The sequence below is a fragment of the Enterococcus sp. RTP21361st1_A6_RTP21361_211029 genome, assembly GCF_040910045.1.
GTDB classification, from domain to species: domain Bacteria; phylum Bacillota; class Bacilli; order Lactobacillales; family Enterococcaceae; genus Enterococcus_D; species Enterococcus_D gallinarum.
In genome coordinates, this window is sequence record NZ_JBDGBK010000015.1 from 31,537 (window position 1) to 49,075 (window position 17,539).

17 protein-coding genes are annotated in these 17,539 nt (G+C 40.0%); 5 read left to right on the plus strand and 12 right to left on the minus strand.

What is annotated here, in order from left to right:
• Nucleotides 1-7 precede the first annotated feature (7 nt).
• The 7 genes from AB5Z52_RS04470 to AB5Z52_RS04500 form a co-directional block, all read right to left on the minus strand.
• Nucleotides 8-1,480, minus strand: coding sequence for a sulfatase-like hydrolase/transferase (locus AB5Z52_RS04470; protein WP_029486546.1), 1,473 nt, complete (start codon nucleotides 1,478-1,480; stop codon nucleotides 8-10).
• Nucleotides 1,481-1,524: 44 nt separating this feature from the next.
• Nucleotides 1,525-3,420 carry a beta-glucoside-specific PTS transporter subunit IIABC gene (locus tag AB5Z52_RS04475; RefSeq protein ID WP_181966776.1) on the minus strand — a complete coding sequence of 632 codons (1,896 nt, stop codon included), beginning with the start codon at nucleotides 3,418-3,420 and terminating at the stop codon, nucleotides 1,525-1,527.
• 99 nt (nucleotides 3,421-3,519) lie between these two features.
• The gene (locus AB5Z52_RS04480; protein WP_368243242.1) at nucleotides 3,520-4,341 is read right to left on the minus strand and encodes a PRD domain-containing protein; all 822 of its coding nucleotides are present in this window, start codon (nucleotides 4,339-4,341) and stop codon (nucleotides 3,520-3,522) included.
• A 202-nt stretch (nucleotides 4,342-4,543) separates the two neighbouring features.
• A complete protein-coding gene (locus AB5Z52_RS04485; RefSeq protein ID WP_368243240.1) occupies nucleotides 4,544-5,854 on the minus strand; it encodes a DUF438 domain-containing protein in 1,311 nt (436 codons plus the stop codon).
• Nucleotides 5,851-6,084 (minus strand): DUF1858 domain-containing protein, encoded by a 234-nt coding sequence (locus AB5Z52_RS04490; protein WP_003125896.1) that lies wholly within the window; start codon nucleotides 6,082-6,084, stop codon nucleotides 5,851-5,853. Before AB5Z52_RS04490 ends, AB5Z52_RS04485 begins: the two co-directional genes overlap by 4 nt.
• A 197-nt stretch (nucleotides 6,085-6,281) precedes the next feature.
• A complete protein-coding gene (locus AB5Z52_RS04495) occupies nucleotides 6,282-7,010 on the minus strand; it encodes an ABC transporter permease (protein ID WP_003125894.1) in 729 nt (242 codons plus the stop codon).
• Nucleotides 7,007-7,726 (minus strand): ABC transporter ATP-binding protein, encoded by a 720-nt coding sequence (locus AB5Z52_RS04500; protein ID WP_005470810.1) that lies wholly within the window; start codon nucleotides 7,724-7,726, stop codon nucleotides 7,007-7,009. The genes AB5Z52_RS04495 and AB5Z52_RS04500 overlap by 4 nt, the downstream gene beginning before the upstream one ends.
• Nucleotides 7,727-7,821: 95 nt before the next feature.
• On the opposite strand from AB5Z52_RS04500, the gene AB5Z52_RS04505 reads away from it, so the two are divergent.
• The 4 genes from AB5Z52_RS04505 (at nucleotide 7,822) to AB5Z52_RS04520 (ending at nucleotide 10,783) form a co-directional block, all read left to right on the plus strand.
• Nucleotides 7,822-8,565 (plus strand): polysaccharide deacetylase family protein, encoded by a 744-nt coding sequence (locus AB5Z52_RS04505; protein ID WP_005470808.1) that lies wholly within the window; start codon nucleotides 7,822-7,824, stop codon nucleotides 8,563-8,565.
• Nucleotides 8,566-8,606: 41 nt separating this feature from the next.
• Complete coding sequence (locus AB5Z52_RS04510; protein WP_086269064.1) at nucleotides 8,607-9,584, plus strand: ABC transporter substrate-binding protein; 978 nt, start codon at nucleotides 8,607-8,609, stop codon at nucleotides 9,582-9,584.
• 193 nt (nucleotides 9,585-9,777) lie between these two features.
• Nucleotides 9,778-10,143 (plus strand): arsenic metallochaperone ArsD family protein, encoded by a 366-nt coding sequence (locus AB5Z52_RS04515; protein WP_003125889.1) that lies wholly within the window; start codon nucleotides 9,778-9,780, stop codon nucleotides 10,141-10,143.
• Between the two features lie 100 nt (nucleotides 10,144-10,243).
• Nucleotides 10,244-10,783 (plus strand): serine acetyltransferase, encoded by a 540-nt coding sequence (locus AB5Z52_RS04520; protein WP_368266836.1) that lies wholly within the window; start codon nucleotides 10,244-10,246, stop codon nucleotides 10,781-10,783.
• Nucleotides 10,784-10,787: 4 nt separating this feature from the next.
• Here AB5Z52_RS04520 and AB5Z52_RS04525 read toward each other — a convergent pair whose 3' ends face one another.
• Both AB5Z52_RS04525 and AB5Z52_RS04530 read right to left on the minus strand, forming a co-directional pair.
• A complete protein-coding gene (locus AB5Z52_RS04525; protein WP_081131522.1) occupies nucleotides 10,788-11,402 on the minus strand; it encodes a CPBP family intramembrane glutamic endopeptidase in 615 nt (204 codons plus the stop codon).
• A gap of 220 nt (nucleotides 11,403-11,622) precedes the next feature.
• A complete protein-coding gene (locus AB5Z52_RS04530; RefSeq protein ID WP_029486542.1) occupies nucleotides 11,623-12,285 on the minus strand; it encodes a YitT family protein in 663 nt (220 codons plus the stop codon).
• Between the two features lie 87 nt (nucleotides 12,286-12,372).
• On the opposite strand from AB5Z52_RS04530, the gene AB5Z52_RS04535 reads away from it, so the two are divergent.
• Nucleotides 12,373-13,032 (plus strand): cyclic nucleotide-binding domain-containing protein, encoded by a 660-nt coding sequence (locus AB5Z52_RS04535; RefSeq protein WP_029486541.1) that lies wholly within the window; start codon nucleotides 12,373-12,375, stop codon nucleotides 13,030-13,032.
• 52 nt (nucleotides 13,033-13,084) lie between these two features.
• On the opposite strand, the gene AB5Z52_RS04540 is transcribed toward AB5Z52_RS04535, so the two are convergent.
• The 3 genes from AB5Z52_RS04540 to AB5Z52_RS04550 form a co-directional block, all read right to left on the minus strand.
• The gene (locus AB5Z52_RS04540; protein ID WP_003125880.1) at nucleotides 13,085-14,527 is read right to left on the minus strand and encodes a sucrose-6-phosphate hydrolase; all 1,443 of its coding nucleotides are present in this window, start codon (nucleotides 14,525-14,527) and stop codon (nucleotides 13,085-13,087) included.
• 29 nt (nucleotides 14,528-14,556) lie between these two features.
• Nucleotides 14,557-15,978, minus strand: coding sequence for a PTS transporter subunit EIIC (locus tag AB5Z52_RS04545; protein WP_002328679.1), 1,422 nt, complete (start codon nucleotides 15,976-15,978; stop codon nucleotides 14,557-14,559).
• Nucleotides 15,979-16,357: 379 nt separating this feature from the next.
• A complete protein-coding gene (locus tag AB5Z52_RS04550) occupies nucleotides 16,358-17,356 on the minus strand; it encodes a LacI family DNA-binding transcriptional regulator (RefSeq protein WP_137264329.1) in 999 nt (332 codons plus the stop codon).
• Nucleotides 17,357-17,539: the final 183 nt, after the last annotated feature.

Here is a 17,539-nt window from a genome sequence, read left to right on the forward strand (position 1 = left end):
AATTTATTTAATTTCTTAATCCCAAACGAATATATTCACTTTCTGGCACTTCAATTCGATCCATGATTTTTATTAATTTCTGGATCATCCTTTCTTCAACGTCAGGATTATCCAGTGGAGTCAACTGTTGCGGATCCTCCTCCAAGTCAAATAGCAAATGGCCAACTGAATAAGAATCAATGTATGTGGAGACTTCAATTTCTGTATAAGGATACTGATTTGTGAAGCGATTTCCCTTTCTTTGCTTCATGGTATCTAATGCTTCCTTATTGATGAACCCCCTTAACATCGCGTAATTCAATGTTTGGATAGTGATTGGGCCGTTGGAAGGATCAACAGACGCACGCATATACACGTACTTCCCATCATAAATATTGACATGACCGCCATTTGTTCCAAAAATGATTTCATCATGTAAAACAGTCTCCTTAGACTTTAGAGCTGGCAATAATGATTTACCATCCATATCCAATTCATTCGCAATACCAAAATAATCTAATAAAGTTGCAGGAATATCGATCGTTTGGCTTAAAACAGAAGTATGGGTATCCACTTCAGCATTTGGGTAACTGATAAAAAATGGCAAATGGATAATTTCTTCATACATAGGAGCAACATTCTTTCCTAACCAATCATGCTCACCAAGAAGAAAACCATGATCCGTATTAATAATCACCAACGTATCCTGCCACATTTGATTCGTCTCTAGAAAATCAATGACTTTTCCGAGATGATGGTCACACATTGCTATCAATGCAGCATATTCGTTTTGTAATTCAATTAAATCATCGGAAGAAATGTCATCTGTAACCCGACCATACTTTGGCCAAAAATAAGGTGACTCATTTGGACAGTCCTCATAAAGTTTACGATATTTTTCTGGAACAAAAAAGGGTTCATGAGGGTCAAAGCATTCTATTTGCAAAAACCAATTATCTTCTTTTTTATATTCTTCCAAGAAATCAAGTCCAGCTTGAATTGTTTGAACACTCGACATCTCATTTTCATCAACTTGTCTTGTGCGGTTCGCAAAATGCTGTTCAACTGAAATGCCTTGCTTATTCAAAGGATTTATTTCTGCATGGCCTTCAGCAAATTTCCTAGGTACCCAGCGATCACCTTCCTGCCCGCGAAACCCCTCCCAAGTAGAATAGCGATTATGATAGGTTGCCCCTCCATCCTCAAAATAGTGAGAATGGTCGGTCACTAGGTGACAGTAGATGCCATTTTGTTGTAGCACATCAAAAATGGAATGATCAAAAGGCTCCAATTGCCCCCACATGCGATGCATAAAGTTATATCTTCCTGTATGAAGTTCACGACGTGCTGGCATACAAGGCATACTTCCCCCATAAAAATTATCGAAAGTAACCGTTTTTTCCCTTAAGCGATCGAAATTTGGTGTTTGGATCCAATCATTTCCATAATTTGACAGAAAATCTTTTGACAACGTATCAAACATTAGCATGATAGCGCGCATATTTTCCCTTCCCTTCTTTACTATCGTATCATATAGAACACAACTTAATGAATCACTTGAATGACTTCATTAACAATATCTGGGATAACATCCAAATAAGTATCAGTATTTGTTACAACAACCGGTGTGATGATCGAGTAGCCTTTGGATTGAATTTTTTCTTTATCAAATCGAATCAACAGCTCGCCTTTCCTTACTTGCTGTCCTTGTTTTACGTAGGAAGTAAAGAAATCGCCTTTTAAGTTAACAGTATCCATTCCGACATGAATCAACAATTCAATGCCATTCGTAGATTTTAAACCGATCGCATGATTCGTTGGGAACAATGTTTCTACAGTAGCATCGAATGGCGCATAGATCTCTCCATTGCTTGGAACAATCGCTACACCTTTTCCTAATAACCCAGAAGAAAAAGCTTCATCTTCAACATCAGCCAATGTCAGTAAATCTCCTTTGATAGGCATCTCAATCTTTGTTTCCGTCATTAAATAATTATCTATTGCTATCTCTTGCTCTTCCTCTGATTCAGCTTCTTCTCGATCTTCAGTAGGATCATACATGAATGTAATAGTTAAAACAAACGATAGTGCAAATGCCACACTAATTGCAAGTGCATAGCCATAAAAACCACTGCCAATTCCATCACTAGGACTAATATAATTTGGAAGACTAAAAACGCCCATTCCTCCCATGATAAATGATTTTGTCCCAAAGAACCCCATGATCAGACCACCTATGGAAGAAGAAATCAAAGTTGCAATGAATGGTTTCTTACGGGGTAACGTTACCCCGTAAAGGGAGGGTTCAGAGACACCGAAAAGACTAGAAATAAAAGCGGGTATACCGATCGCACGAACAGAATTATTTTTGGATTTAATGATAACCGCTAATACTGCTCCAGCAGTAGCAAATGGAGTTGCTTGTCCTAAAACCATTACAGGATCGTATCCTAATACACCAATATTGTTGATAGCAATCGGGATAATCCCCCAGTGAAGACCAAACATGACAAGAACTTGCCAGATTGCACCCACCGCTATACCAGCAACAATCGGGCTAAACTGATAAATACTTAACACAGCAGCCCCTAAAATATTTCCAATCCATGTGGCTATTGGGCCAATCACGATAAATGTTAAAGGAACCATCAATAAAACTGTTAGAAATGGCACTAAAAAGCTACGTAAAACGCTCGGAATTAATTTGGTAATCACTTTCTCCAATTTCGCTCCAAAGAAAGTTGCAATCACAATTGGGATAACGCTAGAACTATAACTCATCAGAATAACTGGCATACCCAAAAAAGTTACATAAACAGGTGACTCAAAAATCGTACCATTAAATAAGGTATAAAGAGGTTCTGTATTAGCAGTTAACCCTGACAAGGCCGGATAGACCATTGCCGCACCGATAGCCATACCAACAAATTGCTTCAGACCAAATTTCTTTGCTGCGGTATAACCAAGAAAAATTGGAAAGAAATAGAAGAAGCAGTCACCAGCGGCTTGCAAGATGGCATAGGTTCCAGAAGTATTTTCAATCCAACCAAGAGAAACAAAGAGAACGTTTAATCCTTTGATCATTCCAGTAGCTGCCAGTAACCCTAATACAGGTGTGAAAATACCAGAAATAATATCTATAAAAGCATCCAAAGGTCCTTTCTTCTCCTTTTTTTCTTCCGAGGCTTCGTTTGATAACCCAGCATAGTCAATAAACTCTTGATAAACTTCTGGTACGTGGTTTCCGATGACTACTTGATATTGTCCACCACTTTGTACTACTGTAACTACACCTTTCGTTTTTTTCAATGCTCCAGTATCTGCAATTGATTCATCTTTTAAATTGAAACGTAAACGAGTAATACAGTGAGTGAGACCGGCAATATTTTCTTTTCCACCCACATTTTTCAATATTTCCTCAACTAAATCTTTGTATGCCATTTTATTCATCCCCTTATTCATAATCAAAAAGGCAAGACAAATAATTATTCCCAACAAAGGAATAATTATCAGTCTTGCCTGCTTTACCAGTAACAACCTCTATTCGTTCTCTATTAATTTTTGAATGTGTAGCGATAAGTATAACTTTTCATCATCACTTAGAGAGACTTTCAGATACTGCTCAACCAAAATCATCGTTTTGTAAGCTGCTGGGTATTGACTCTGAATGTGCTCCAGCAATGGATTTTGCTTATTCATCTTAGTCCGGGTAGTCAATCGTTGGAAGAAAAAGCGCAAATGAGTGATAAAGCGATCAAACGCAAGCGAATCTTCATTGATTTGAATTTTATTAGATAGACGAATAAGTGAAATAATATCTCTAATTTTCTTTGCAATTAGCTGGACATCTTCAGGTTGATCGATCTCATCTGTCAGCTGAGCATTGATCAAATGCATTGCAATATTCCCTTCTTCTTCTTCGAACTGGATACCCGTTTTTTCATTAATTAAAAATAGTGCTTTTTTCCCTATCTCAAATTCTTTGGGATAAAACTTCTTAATTTCCCATGAAAGGCGGTTATAAATACTCATTCCCTGTTTGTGTAATTTAATCAAATGATATAAATGATCGGTTAAGGATACATATAATGTTTCACTTAACTCATGCTCTAGATCATTTTTAGCTAATCGAATAATATCATCAGCTAAGGAAACGTACTTTGCCGGGATTGATTCCATTAATGTCAAAAAACGTTCAGAAGCTTTGTTTTTATGCAATACAAATACTTTCTCTATTTTCGTCTCGTCTGCTGCTTGTCCCGGTTTCATTTTAAAGCCCAGCCCGGTGCCGATCCAAATAAAATCTTTGCCATCTTTTCCGACCAAAACCGCATTATTATTTAGAATCTTTTTGATCTTCAAGACGTTTCTCACCTCCTTAAAATGAAAAAAGGCTATACCTCAATACATGTGTAGGATCCATACACACGTACGAAGGTATAGCCTGCATTATCAGTAACTACCCATTTGATTGTTTATACTATACTATTTATTTGATTTTCGTGCAAGCGTTTTTATCATTTTTTTCTGCTTGCATGTGTTTTGTTGAGTAAATACTCCATTCCTACTCCTCATCCAGTAACCGACTTTGTCCTTCGATCTTTTGGATCTCTGTGATGTCTTGCGTGACTTCCAGACAGCCTAGATATTTCCCCGTTGGATTTTTCAACGCAAAATAGCGAATATAGATTTTTCGTCCCCGCATGTCAATCCAGAAATCAGCTGTTTCTCTTTTGTCTGACCGAAAATCGTCTAAGATTTTTTGAACGATGTGCATACTTTTAGGTGGGTGGCAATTCACTACTTCTCGACCAATCACTGAATTTGTCCGGGGGAAGACTCGACTCTTCCCTTCAGAATAAAAACGTACCCGATCTTCATTGTCCACAAACGTCAAATCGACTGGCAATGTTTGGAACATAGCAATCAATTGTTCCAGCTGCAAGGAACCGGTGGGAAATTGAACGGTTTGGTTCGTGGGAACAGTCGTTGTCACTGGCGGTTCAGCGAATTCTCCAAACCCAAGTCCCGCGGCAATACCAGCTGTGGTTTCTTGGGCCTGTTTGATGGCCAATTGACGAGCTGGCTCCCGTTCCAATTCTTTCTCCAGTGACTCTTGGCTTGGTTTCCAAGGCAATGGTTCAGGAATATAAGCAAACCCAATGTCAAAGCTATCTTCCGCGATCCGTTGCCAATCCGCTAAACTGAAGACATCCAATGTCATAGGAACCATGATTTCTTCTTCTTTAAAAATCATTTCTTCAATTTCAGATTTTACTGCCTGCCATTTTTCAGCAAGAGGATTATATGCTGCTTTGTCAGTTGCCAAATACTGGTTCAACTCTTTGATCATCTCGCGAATATCATCGTCGACTCCCCACATGACTTTCGGCGGAGCAGAGATTCCATACTTCTCCATATATGAAAAGATCAGCGTTTCTTTTCTTGCATAATGTTTGTCGATCTGTAACAGATCCTGCAGTGCTGCTTGCAGACGTCCTTTTTGTGACCAGTCCCCTTTTTTGATTTTCTTGAGCAATCCATCGATTTCGTCCGTCAATAACGATTGCAGGACTTGGTTTTCTAGCTTGAGGGTATGGACTGGATGACCAGGTTGTCCATATTCTTCATTTGAATGATGGATCTCGTTGATCGATCCCTTAAATACAGCCGCATGAATATTGCATAGACGTTGGATCTCCGAAGGGTCTAAACCGCTTTGAATCAATGCTTTTTCTGCCGAGGTGATCTCAGTGACATCTACGCCGTCAAATTCTTCATTGAATAAGCGTTTGGCTTCTTCAAAAGAACCGCCTTGATGAAGCAAGCTCAAAATTTCGACGATTCGTTCTTGCCGTTGTTCCTTCGTTCTCATTTGTCGACTCCTTTCACAAGAAAACCTTGATTTTCAAAAGATTGAATGATTTTTTCCAAAGGTATCTTTTTCATTTGTGCGCCTTTCGGAATCGTCATATAGCGACCGGCAGTTTGGAGCATGCCGGGTTTATTGATGGCAGTAAAGCCAAGTTTGCTCATAATATCTTTGATTTCCGGATGTTCCGATACTAAATCAAAGAGATTTTTTGAGAAATCTGCTTCTTTCATTCTTATCCTTCCTTCTACTGAGAATAATTCTCAATCAACTGCATATATTATATACGAAATTGCTCACAATTACACGATCATTTCCAAATTTATCTCCCCTCACTTGGCACAAAAAGAAAAGAACCACTTCTCGACCTCTGCGAGCGAATGATTCTTTAATAGCAAGATGAAACTCTTGATTTAGTGATAGAAAATAATCAGCTGCGATAGCGACACACGCGATTCTCTAATCCATCCACCACACCAAAGAAGAAAAAGCCCATCAATGCAATCACAACAATGCCTGACAGCATTTGCTCATAATCCATTTTAGACCAAGCACTCAAAATCAAGTACCCGACGCCATAAGTCGTATTATAGTTTTCCGCAAAGAACAAGGAGGCAAGCGAGATACCAATACTTACCCGCATGCTGGCAAACAATGCCGGCATGATTGCTGGCAAAATCAAGAAACGGATCTGATGCAGCGGGTTTTGCGTGTAATTTTGCATCACTTGAAAGTAAGTTGCTGGGATTTCTTTTACCCCATCTCGAATCGAAACCACAACTTGAATCACGATCACCGAAAAAATCAGGATCACCTTTGAAACATTCCCTAAACCAAAAAAAATCATGAAAACTGGTAGAAAAGCGACCTTTGGAATCGGATATAAGAAATAGAGCAGAGGATCAACGATTGCTGCTATTTTTGTTCTTCCGAGAAAAATCCCTAAAGGTATACCGATCAGCAACGCAAAAAATAGTGAGATCAGGACACGAATCACACTGGCCCCTGCATGTAACCCTAATTCTGCACGCAATTGCCAAAATCGTTGGAAAGTTTGATAAGGGTCCGGCAGCGAACGGTTATCCGCTAACAAGCTGATTCCCCACCATAACAATAAAAACGACAGTGCCCCCCACAAAAAAGAACGTCCGGCTTTCATCTGACTTCTCCTCTCATCTTCTTTTTCAATGCCAATGAAAAAGCATAAAAGTCCATCGTCTCACGGCGGTTAGCTTGGTGGAAAACTGGGTTTTTGATCTGATGTATTTGATGTTCTTGAACCAATAGGATCGTCTCGCCAAGGTAAGCCGCTTCTTCTGTATCATGGGTCACTACGACTAAACCGTTCGCAAGTCGTTGTTGCTCAGATAAAATCAGATTTTGCGTACGTTCTTTGGTTTCCTGATCCAAAGACGATGTCGGCTCATCTAACAGTAAAAATGCTGGACTGGTCACTAATCCTCTTGCCATTGCCACTCGCTGTTTTTGGCCGCCACTCAGTTGACTAGGGAAACGCGCTTTGAAAGAATCTAGTTCTAACGCTTGTAAGCACGTTTCGACTAACTTTTCTCTTTGGTTTTTGGGGACTTTTTGGATTTGAAGAGGCATTTCTACCGCTTGATAAACTGTCTGCCACGGAAACAGACGTAAGTCTTGAAAAACCAATTCGATCTCAGAAGGATGGCTATCGCCATAATCGATATGACCTGATTGCGGCAGCTGCCACCCTTTCAACAATGAGAGCAGGGTGCTTTTACCAACCCCTGATTTTCCCAAGACGACGTATGTATGGCCCTTATCTAAGGTTAAATCTAGATTGTTAAAGATTAAGCGATCTTGAAATGAAAATGCGACTGATTCTAAATGAATCGCCATAAATTGGCTCCTTCTTTCTAAAAAATTGTTGTTCCCTCTTTCACATTCTATGCTATACTGATTGTTGCGAAAAAAAATAGAAAGGGATGCATTTGATGTTCCGCACACTTGTGTTTCATGAAATACGACCAGACAATGAGTTAAGTGAGCAACCAAGACCAATCGAAGTTGCCGATGGCTATCAAGATGCTCTTCCATTGCCGTTATTCAATAGCTGTTCTCATTTTAAACAACAAATCGACTTTTTGAAAGCAGAAAAATATCATACCCTTACTTTGAAGGAAGTCAAAGACTACTATCTTCAAAAGAAAGCTTTACCAGAAAAAGCGGTTTTGTTGACGTTTGATGATTGCTACCAATCCATGAGGGAATATGCCTACCCGTTATTGAAAGAGGCCGGCTTCAAAGCGACCGCTTTTGTTGTCAGCGGTTGGTTGTTTGCTGAACCGAGCCCTTATAAGCCGGCTGTTTCCAAAACACTCAGTCGCTCGGAATTGAACGAAATGAGTGATGTTTTTGAATACGCCAATCATACGACTCACTTCCATGAACGAAAAGGAATGATGGGCCGCTCAATGTGGGAACCGGCTGAAAAATTTGCGGCTGATTTAGATTGCTGCAATCAAACTGTAGCGATACAAGATGTTTTTGCTTATCCCTTTGGTTTCTATGATCAACAGACGATCAAAACACTAGAAGCGAAAGGTTTTGTCTTGTCATTCACGACGATTCCAGGGTTCAACACCCTAGAAACCCCACGCATGGAACTACGAAGAGACATTATTCCCTTCTCATTGGATAAGACATCTTTTGAACAATTATTCAAAAAGACCCATTAAGAACATCCCTTCAAGGAATAAATAAGAAAGAGGAACGAAAAATGAAAAAAACGATTTTATTTACTTGCTTATCATTATTGGCTTTAGGAGTTGCTGCTTGCGGAAACAATTCAGATTCCACTTCAGAAACTAAGACAACTGACACCTCTGCGACAACTGCTGAAGTGACCGATCAAACGTTGAATGTGGGGATTTTACCAGCAGAATCTGCGATTCCAATTATTCTGGCCAAAGAAGAAGGCTATTTTAAAGATTTAGGTCTAAATGTAGAAATCAAATCTTTTACTTCTCCAAATGATCGCAATGTTGCCGTACAAGCCAAAGAATTGGACGCAACTATCAGTGATGTGATGACAGAAGCGACGTTTAAGCAAAATGGCATTGACATGACAATCACTTCGGACATTCTAGAAGACTTTAAAGTCTTAGCTTCGCCAAATTCAGGCATCTCTGAAATGAAAGGATTGGCTGATAAAAAAATTACCCTTGTACCGAACTTCATTTTAGAATACATCATGGACCAGTTTGCTGCTGAAAATGATTTTACTTATCAAATCGTTGACATTGCTTCTTTTGCGGCTCGTTCTGAGGCACTATTAAGCGATCAAGTTGATGGTGCTGTCTACACAGAACCGCAAGCGAGTATGTTAGCCGCTCAAGGTGCAATTGTTTTGGGCAGTTCCAAAGAAGCTGGCATCAAAGGTGGTACCTTGCAATTTATGACTGATGTGGTAAAAGATCGACCACAAGATGTTGCCGCATTTTATCAAGCTTACGATCAAGCCATCGATTATATGAACAGACACAAAGCTTCTGAATATGCTGATATCTTAGCCGACTATCAGTTCCCAGATGCCATGAGTACTTACTTAGATAGCCAAAAAGAAGACTATCCTTATGCTGCCAAAGTCCCACAGGACCAACTAGACAAAATCGTGGCTTGGACTAAAGACAAAGGACAAATTGATCAAGCTTACACTTATGATGAATTGACTGATTTTAGTTTCTTAGCGAACTAATTCCTGATCACTTATTACACAAAACCAATACTCGAATCCATCAAAGCCAGTGCTGTGATAGATTCGAGTGTTTTTTATCCAGCCATTATTTGACGGATGCTCGGTCACCGAGTATCATTCACTAAAGGGTTGTGAGCGATGAAAACTACTTTATCTGTTCGTTTCACTACATAAGAAAGGGAGAAAATATACCATGCCCAAAATTGATCTTTATTTACTGCAAAAGCCAGAAGAGACACAATTTTATGACTATTTACCTCAATCGGAGTCTTGGCACAGCGCCTATAAACAACTTCATGGTGAATCCTTGGTGATTCATTCTTCTGTTTTGACTGAAAGCATTCTGCCTTTCATTACTCACCCACTTGTATTGGAACTTCTAGAGCAAGAAGATCTCGCGTGCTTGCCTTTAGTTTTTGCAGAAAACAACCTTTATTGTAAGGGGCGTCTTCCTACGCTCACCGAATGGGAAGAATTGACACACGTTGGTATTTCGATTCAGGAATTAGATGAATCACCGAGCGCCACGAAAACAGCGGTCTATCATGATCTTATATGATGGGGAAAACTATCTGCTAAACTGTCGTTGGTAAGCCTTCTCCTGATGAAAGATTCGGTCTTTATAGCTATAAAAAACAACTATGAATGAGAGTGAAATTATGGAAACGATGACTTTTGAAGAATTAATCCAAATCAACTGTTTTTCTGAAGAAAAAGAAGAACGAAAGAAAGCAGCTGAATTATTAGAATATCGTTATGGCTGCGAGATTCGTTGTGGTGAGATGGACAAAAGTGTCCGCTTTGCTCACCATGCTCGCGGCTGTACGATCATTGCTGCGAAACTTTGCGCCAATGTTGTGATTTTCCAGAATGTAACGATTGGTTCAAATCAGCGGTTTAACCGGAAAAAGAATGCCTGGGAAAATCTGGGCACACCTATTTTAGCAGAAAATGTAATCGTTGCAGATGGTGCCAAAATTCTTGGCCCAGTCATCATCGGTGAAAAGTCTGTGATTGGAGCAGGCGCCATTATTACCAAAGACATTCCTGCCAATAGTGTAGCCTTTGGCGTCAATCAGTACAAACCAAAAAATCCCGACTTCGATCTTATCATCAATGACCAAAATATCCCTGGAGAAGAGATCATGCGGATCAACGCAGAACGCGTAGCCGCATTTAATCAGCAAAATCAACGCTAGCAGATCATCCGATTATCGCTAGCAAGACAACCAAGGAATTATAAACGATATGAGCAAACACAGACTCCCATGGATTTTTGTTGCGCAAATAGACGATTGTCAGCCAAAATCCAATAATAAAGTAAGGGTATAACAAAAAAATATTACCATTAGCATTAACAATATGGGCCCACGAAAACAACAAAAGACTGCACAATGTCGTAACAATTCTCAGCCATCTTTTTCTACCAGTATAAATAAGCGTATAGCGATAGAACATTTCTTCGAACAATGGGCCTACTACTAATGCCCCCAATAGTAAAGGAACGGTTCTCTGAGACGATGGATAATAAAAAGTCATTGATTGTTCACCTGGAAAGATAATCTGGTTGAAGAAAACCGTTGTTAAAAGAATCGCTACAAATGTCAGCAAGCCTATTTTTATCAATGAGAGAACCTTCAGTTCTTTTAAACGATCCAACAAATCCCTATAAAAAAGGATAACAAAGAAACAAAGCAACACTAGCTTGGCGCCCAACTCATGATAGCCCATTAAAAATTTCGCATAGGAAGAAGGAATTCCATGTATGGCTATTCCTTTCCAGATAACAAAAGCCAAAAGAAAAAGCAGTTTCTTCAAGTCTTCACCCCTTTTTGAGTAGTTTCACTAGAATTGCATGGTGCTTCGCTTCACAATTAACCTCTATCAGGATTCTTCTCGTTCCGTTCTTTCTCATGATTCTCTTTGGGTAGTTTTTAGATCATTCTCAGCATTTTTTTACTCACACTACAATTATACACTATGAAAAGGAATCAAAAAAACATTCATCCGAAAGAATGAATGTTAATCAGACATTTTTTTACTGAACAATGTCATTGACTGATTGGTTTTTTAGGAAGAACAGAAATGACCGTTCTCGCGACCAAGAGATAGCACCAGATAACAAGAATAAGCTAATGGCCGTTCCTTCCCTCACAACCAAAGGAAATGAAAAAGCTGTAGAAAGGCCGATTGAGATTATGACACACAGCACATCAACACTATACCGATATTGTTTGAAGGAAAAGCGACTTCTATCAGCCATCAGCTGACAAAAATTTTCAATAGGAAATTTCAAGTGATTGAGTCGCAACACTTGTCCCGTAGCGAGTCCTGAAATCAATGTCCCAATGATAAAACATGTGACTTGTGCCAAATAGTTTGGCACTATCAGTTTTGGCAGTAAGCCATATAAAATACCATTGACTAAATTGCCAAAGAAAAGCAATGCTGCCATCATAATCAAATAGTTGATCCATTTCCGATAACAGCTTTTTTGACTGTGGTCCAGAAACCAACAAGTGACTAAGAAGAGCAGATTGATGGCTGTCGTAATGGTTCCGACCTTGATACCTGTGATTGTGGATAGTGAGACATTCAATGAATTAAAGCTGCTTACACCAACAGCTGCTTTGATTGTCAAGCTGATCCCTAATGCGCTGATACCATAGAAAAACAGTGACCAAAAGAGGGTTCGTTTCATAAGAGATCTCCTTTCATTTGCTCCTCCTCCATTATGTGGTATGCTAAGAAAAACAACTAGGAGATTTCTCCTAGAAAGAGAGAAAAAATGAAACGAACCCTTTATCCTGTTGCCAAAAAGTTTCATCAATTGGACTTGCCTTTTTCCACTGGAACATTAGAACAGTCCTCTGTTTACGAGTTTTCTCACAACGAGATCATACAAGAAGAAGCCGGGACACTGACTCACTTGTACGTGATCCTTGAAGGAAAAGCAAAGATTATCAAGTCTCAAGCCAATGGCAAACGATCGATTTTACAATTTTTGCATTCCGGTGATTTCATCGGAGATCTGACCTTAGTGTCCGCTGAAAAAACGACCAAAGAAGTTTTAGCGATCGGTCCAACTGTTTGCTTGGCGCTTCCTATCGATCATGCCAAGCAAGTATTGATGCAAGACATTGATTTTGTCAAAATGATCAGTCAATATATTGGCGATAAATTAATTAGACGGATGGAACATTTCTCCATCAATCAGACTTACCAATTGAATTATCGTTTGGCGCTGCTGCTCTTGGAAGTAGCTGTAGCGGGAATTTATCAAGAAAAACTCACAGAAACAGCAGAATACCTTGGTGTCAGTTATCGGCACTTGACCTACACGTTAAAAACATTCAAAGAAAACGATTGTGTCTATCGTGAATCTAGGGGTTATCGCATCAATGAAGCAAACCTTAAGCAATTGATTCGATCGATGCAAAGCGAATAGACACGCTCTTTTCCTTCTATCACGCTTCTTTGCTGATTGCGCATGCTATTTGCTAATTTGAGAATGGCCACAGTTGAATAGCCAAACTGCCAGTCCCTGAGAAGACGATTTGGTCTTGCTCTTTTTGCGGATAAAGTCTGGAAGTAAAGGTATACTCTCCATTGTTTATGAACACTTCCATCGATGAAGTGTCCATAAACAGTTGGATCTGTCGTAATTCTGATAGTTGAATGCTTCTTTTTTTGCGTCCATAGCCGGAAGGCCCATGAGAAAGAGTAAAAATATGGCCATCATAAGAGAGAATCGTGTCTTGGCGCAAGAGAAGCTGCAGTTTTTTTGTCTGTTGGGTTAGCTCTACCTGCAGTTCGTAGACCTCTCCAGCTAATTTTGGAGCAGTAAAGCTATCCTTTAACTCGACATTCCAGAAGAAAGGCTTTCCACGTAATTTTTGATATTCTGGCAATGGTTGTTGGATCAATCGTTGCCCATTGAAACTCAGTTCTCGCGGCAATGTCGCCGCATGCTGCCATCCTCGAGTAACAGTGGGATTCGAGTATTCAGGACTTGTGTCCCCTAGTCCCATCCAGCCCCATAACAATCTGCGCCCTTTTTGATCCAAGAACGTTTGCGGAGCATAAAAATCAAACCCTCGATCCAATTCCACGAAATCCGATGTTGGCTTAAATTTCAAATTTTTCCAATCTACTTCCCCTAATAAGTAGCCAGACTGGTATAAATTATTGAAAGCATAAGCTTGCGGATCTACTCCCTGTGGTGAAAAAAGTAAAATATCTTGTCCGTCAAGTTGAAAGAAATCGGGACATTCCCACATATAACCAAGGGAATAATCATCCCCTAAAAATATCCCTTGATAGGTCCATTGTGAAAGATCCTCTGACTGATAGATCAAAATCTTTCCTTCACTTTCCCGAGTTCGAGCCCCTAAGATCATATAGTAACGGCCCTCTTTTTCAAATACTTTTGGATCACGGATATGATCGGTAAACCCTGCAGGATATGCTTCATGCGGGATCACTACTTCTTGTTTTTCAATCGAATATCCATCACTAATCACATGGACCGTATTTTGTTCTCTGCCACTAAAAGTATAATCATGGTCCCCTTCGTTTTTCACATTTCCTGTATAAAAGAAATGGATCTGATCATCCTTTACAATCGCACTGCCAGAAAATACACCATTTCGATCATACGAATGTTCTGGTGAAAGAAAAATTGCTTCTTCTTTGAAATCTACCAAATTGGTTGACGTTTTATGTCCCCAATGGGGTGCTTCTTTTCCTGCAGGATTTTGAGGAACATATTGATGGTAGAAATGATAAACCCCATTAAACTGACAAAGCCCATTGGGATCATTCATCCACCCAGTTTCCGGCATTAAATGAAAGTACAGTCGCCAGTTATCCTGAGCGATCTTTGCTTTTAGTTCCGATTGTTGTTCCAGCTCTTGCCAGGCTTCTTTTGCACACAAATCCATCCACCACTTTCTTCTCTACAATTTTTCCATTAATTCTCGGTTGCGCTTAACGTTTGAAGGTCATCCTCAATCGTTGTTTCTTCATTCAATTCATCGGAAATCTTTCTCCGCTGCAGTTGGACGCAGGCAAAGCCCACACTAAACGCAATGAGGATCACTGCAATGTATTTCAACATGGCGCCGAAATCTCCTGTATACAACAACAAACCAGGAATAAATGTAATGCCCATTCCTGTTGCTGCCAATTGAAAAACATACGTCATCAAGCCGCCGATGGCCCCCCCAACCATGCCAGAAGCAAAAATACGCAAGGACCGAAGATTGATCCCAAACAATAATGGTTCCGTGATCCCAAACAAGGTTGGTACAGCTGCACTAATGGCATTCGAGCGTTTGACTTTGTTTCGGTAAAGAAAAGCAGCTGCGATTGCTGCCCCAAATTGTCCTGCCATACTCGCTGTTCCTAGAACTTGCAAGACATTCTCTCCTGAAGTATTTAATAAACCAAGTTCGATGATGCTCAATGAATGATGCAAACCGGTGATAACAATCAATTGCTGAACCGCTGCATATAAGATATAGCCAATACCAAAAGGCGCTTGTACGAGGTAAACAATGCCGTTGATCACTGCTTTTTCTGCAACTTGCAAAATGGGACCTAATGCAAATAAAACTAATGTCAGCGTCACTACGATAGTCAGAAATGGGGTGACGACTAAATCCATCATTTGTGGAACAAATTTTCTAAATCCTTTTTCTAATTTGGAAACAAGCCAACCAACAATAATTGCGGGGAAAATCGAACCTTGATACCCTGAAATAGAAAGACCGAATAAATGAAGCGGCTGTGCATCGCCACTAGCAACTGCCCAAGCATTGGGTAACTGAGGAGCTACCATCATCAAACCAACAACGATCCCGATGATCGGATTACCGCCAAATTTTTTGGTGGCACTATAAGCAATCAATACAGGTAAGAAAGCAAAGGCTGTATCTGTCAGCATTTCAAAGAGCGCATACCAGTCCGCACTAAAAGGAACCCCTAATTCAACTAGCAGACCACGGATCCCCATCAAAAGTCCAGTTGTAACTAATGCCGGAATCAATGGCACCAACACATCAGAAAGAGTACGAACAACTTTCTGAACAGGCGTCAGATTGGAATAAACATCTTCTTTAAAGGCTGTCTGCTGCTCACCATCTTTACCCATTGTTTGAGCAAAAGCCTCATAAACTTCATTTACTTTTCCAGTCCCAAAAATAAACTGATGCTGTCCTGTATTAAAGAAATAACCTTTGCTTTCAGAAATGTTTTCTGCCTTCTTTTTGTCTAGCAACGCATCATTTTTCAAAATAATGCGTAGTCGAGTGGCACAATGCTCATAATTTTTAACGTTTTCCTTACCACCCACTGCTTGGAGCAACTGATCAATGATTTTCTGATCTTTCATTTTAATTTTCCTCCATTTCAACTCACTTTATTTTGTGGAACCGGTTCTACAAGAAGGATAACAGAAACCGTTTGCAAAATCAACCCGTTTTATCAAAAAAAGACTGTGACAAAGTCATCATCCAACAAGTTAAACCAAATCATATGCTATTGCGATAGATTCCTCGGACTTTTGCGACGAGGAGCCACTGCACCGCAGGAGCAATAATAGAGACTGTGACAAAGTCATCATCCAACAAGTTAAACCGAATCATATGCTATTGCGATAGATTCCTCGGACTTTTGCGACGAGGAGCCACTGCACCGCAGGAGCAATAATAGTTAAGGTTCGGATAGTGTTACTTGTCGGAGACTTATGGCACAGTCCCTTTCACGAATCATTATGGTATTTGTTCTATGGGAATCGTTGATTGTTTGATCACCAGTTGATTCGGTAACTTAATCAATTCTGGCACTTGAACTTTTTGGATCAACTTCTGGATCGTTTCCACCGCATCGACACCTAACTGGTGGTAAGGATAGTGAGTGGTCGTGATCGTCGGAAAGACATAATCCGTCGAATCATATCCACCGAAGCCGCTAAGGGAGAAATCCTCCGGCACTCGCAAGCCTAACTCATGCGCGGCTTTCAATACGGCAACAGCAATGTTGTCTGTGGCACAGGCTAAATAGGTCGCTTGATTCTCTTTTAGAAATAAGCGAGCTTTTTGATAGGTTTCACTTCTGGAAAAAGACGTTTCGATGAAAGATAATTTGGTCCCTTCCATTTGAGCGATCACATCCGTAAAGCCTTTTTTTCTCAAGATCCCTACTGCTTCGTCTTTTTCAGTCACTCCGATAAACAAAAAAGACCGATGGCCGAGTTCAATTGCATACTCTGCCAGTTTCTCTCCCGCACGATAATCATCATGGACAATCGAATGGACTCCTTGTAAGTGTTGACCCAACATCAGTACAGGAACGGTCAATTGCTGCAAGACTTGTGCTAGCTCACTCGTGATCTCTCTAGCCAGCATAATGATACCAGCAACCTTTTGCTTGACCAGCATCTCAATATTTTCTAATTCGCGTTCTTCATTTTGATTAGAATTCGTGATTAACAATTGATACCCATTCTTTCGAGCTGTTTCATCGATCCCTTCTAACACACTGTTGGTGGAAGGAGAATCCAGCCTAGGAATGATCACTCCCAACAGTTTTGTGTCTTGTGCTTTTAAACTGCGGGCAAACGTATTGGGCCGATAGCCGGTCTCTTCAATAATTGCATCAATTTTTTTACGTGTTTGCTCGCTAACATAGCCATTATTCAAATAGCGGGAAACGGTGCTTTTCGCAACGCCTGCTTTTTCAGCGATATCTTTAATCGTTACCGTTACCATAGTCACCCTACTTTGCTTTTTCTTTTATTATACCAAGAACTGAAACAAAAATAAGCACTGATTCTCTTTCGGATGCCATTCACTTCATCAAAAGATAGGAAGCCACAAAAAAAGATGCTTGCTACTCATGAAAGAGCTAGCAAGCATCCGTTTATTTCTCGTGATCAAACGTTCAAGATCCAC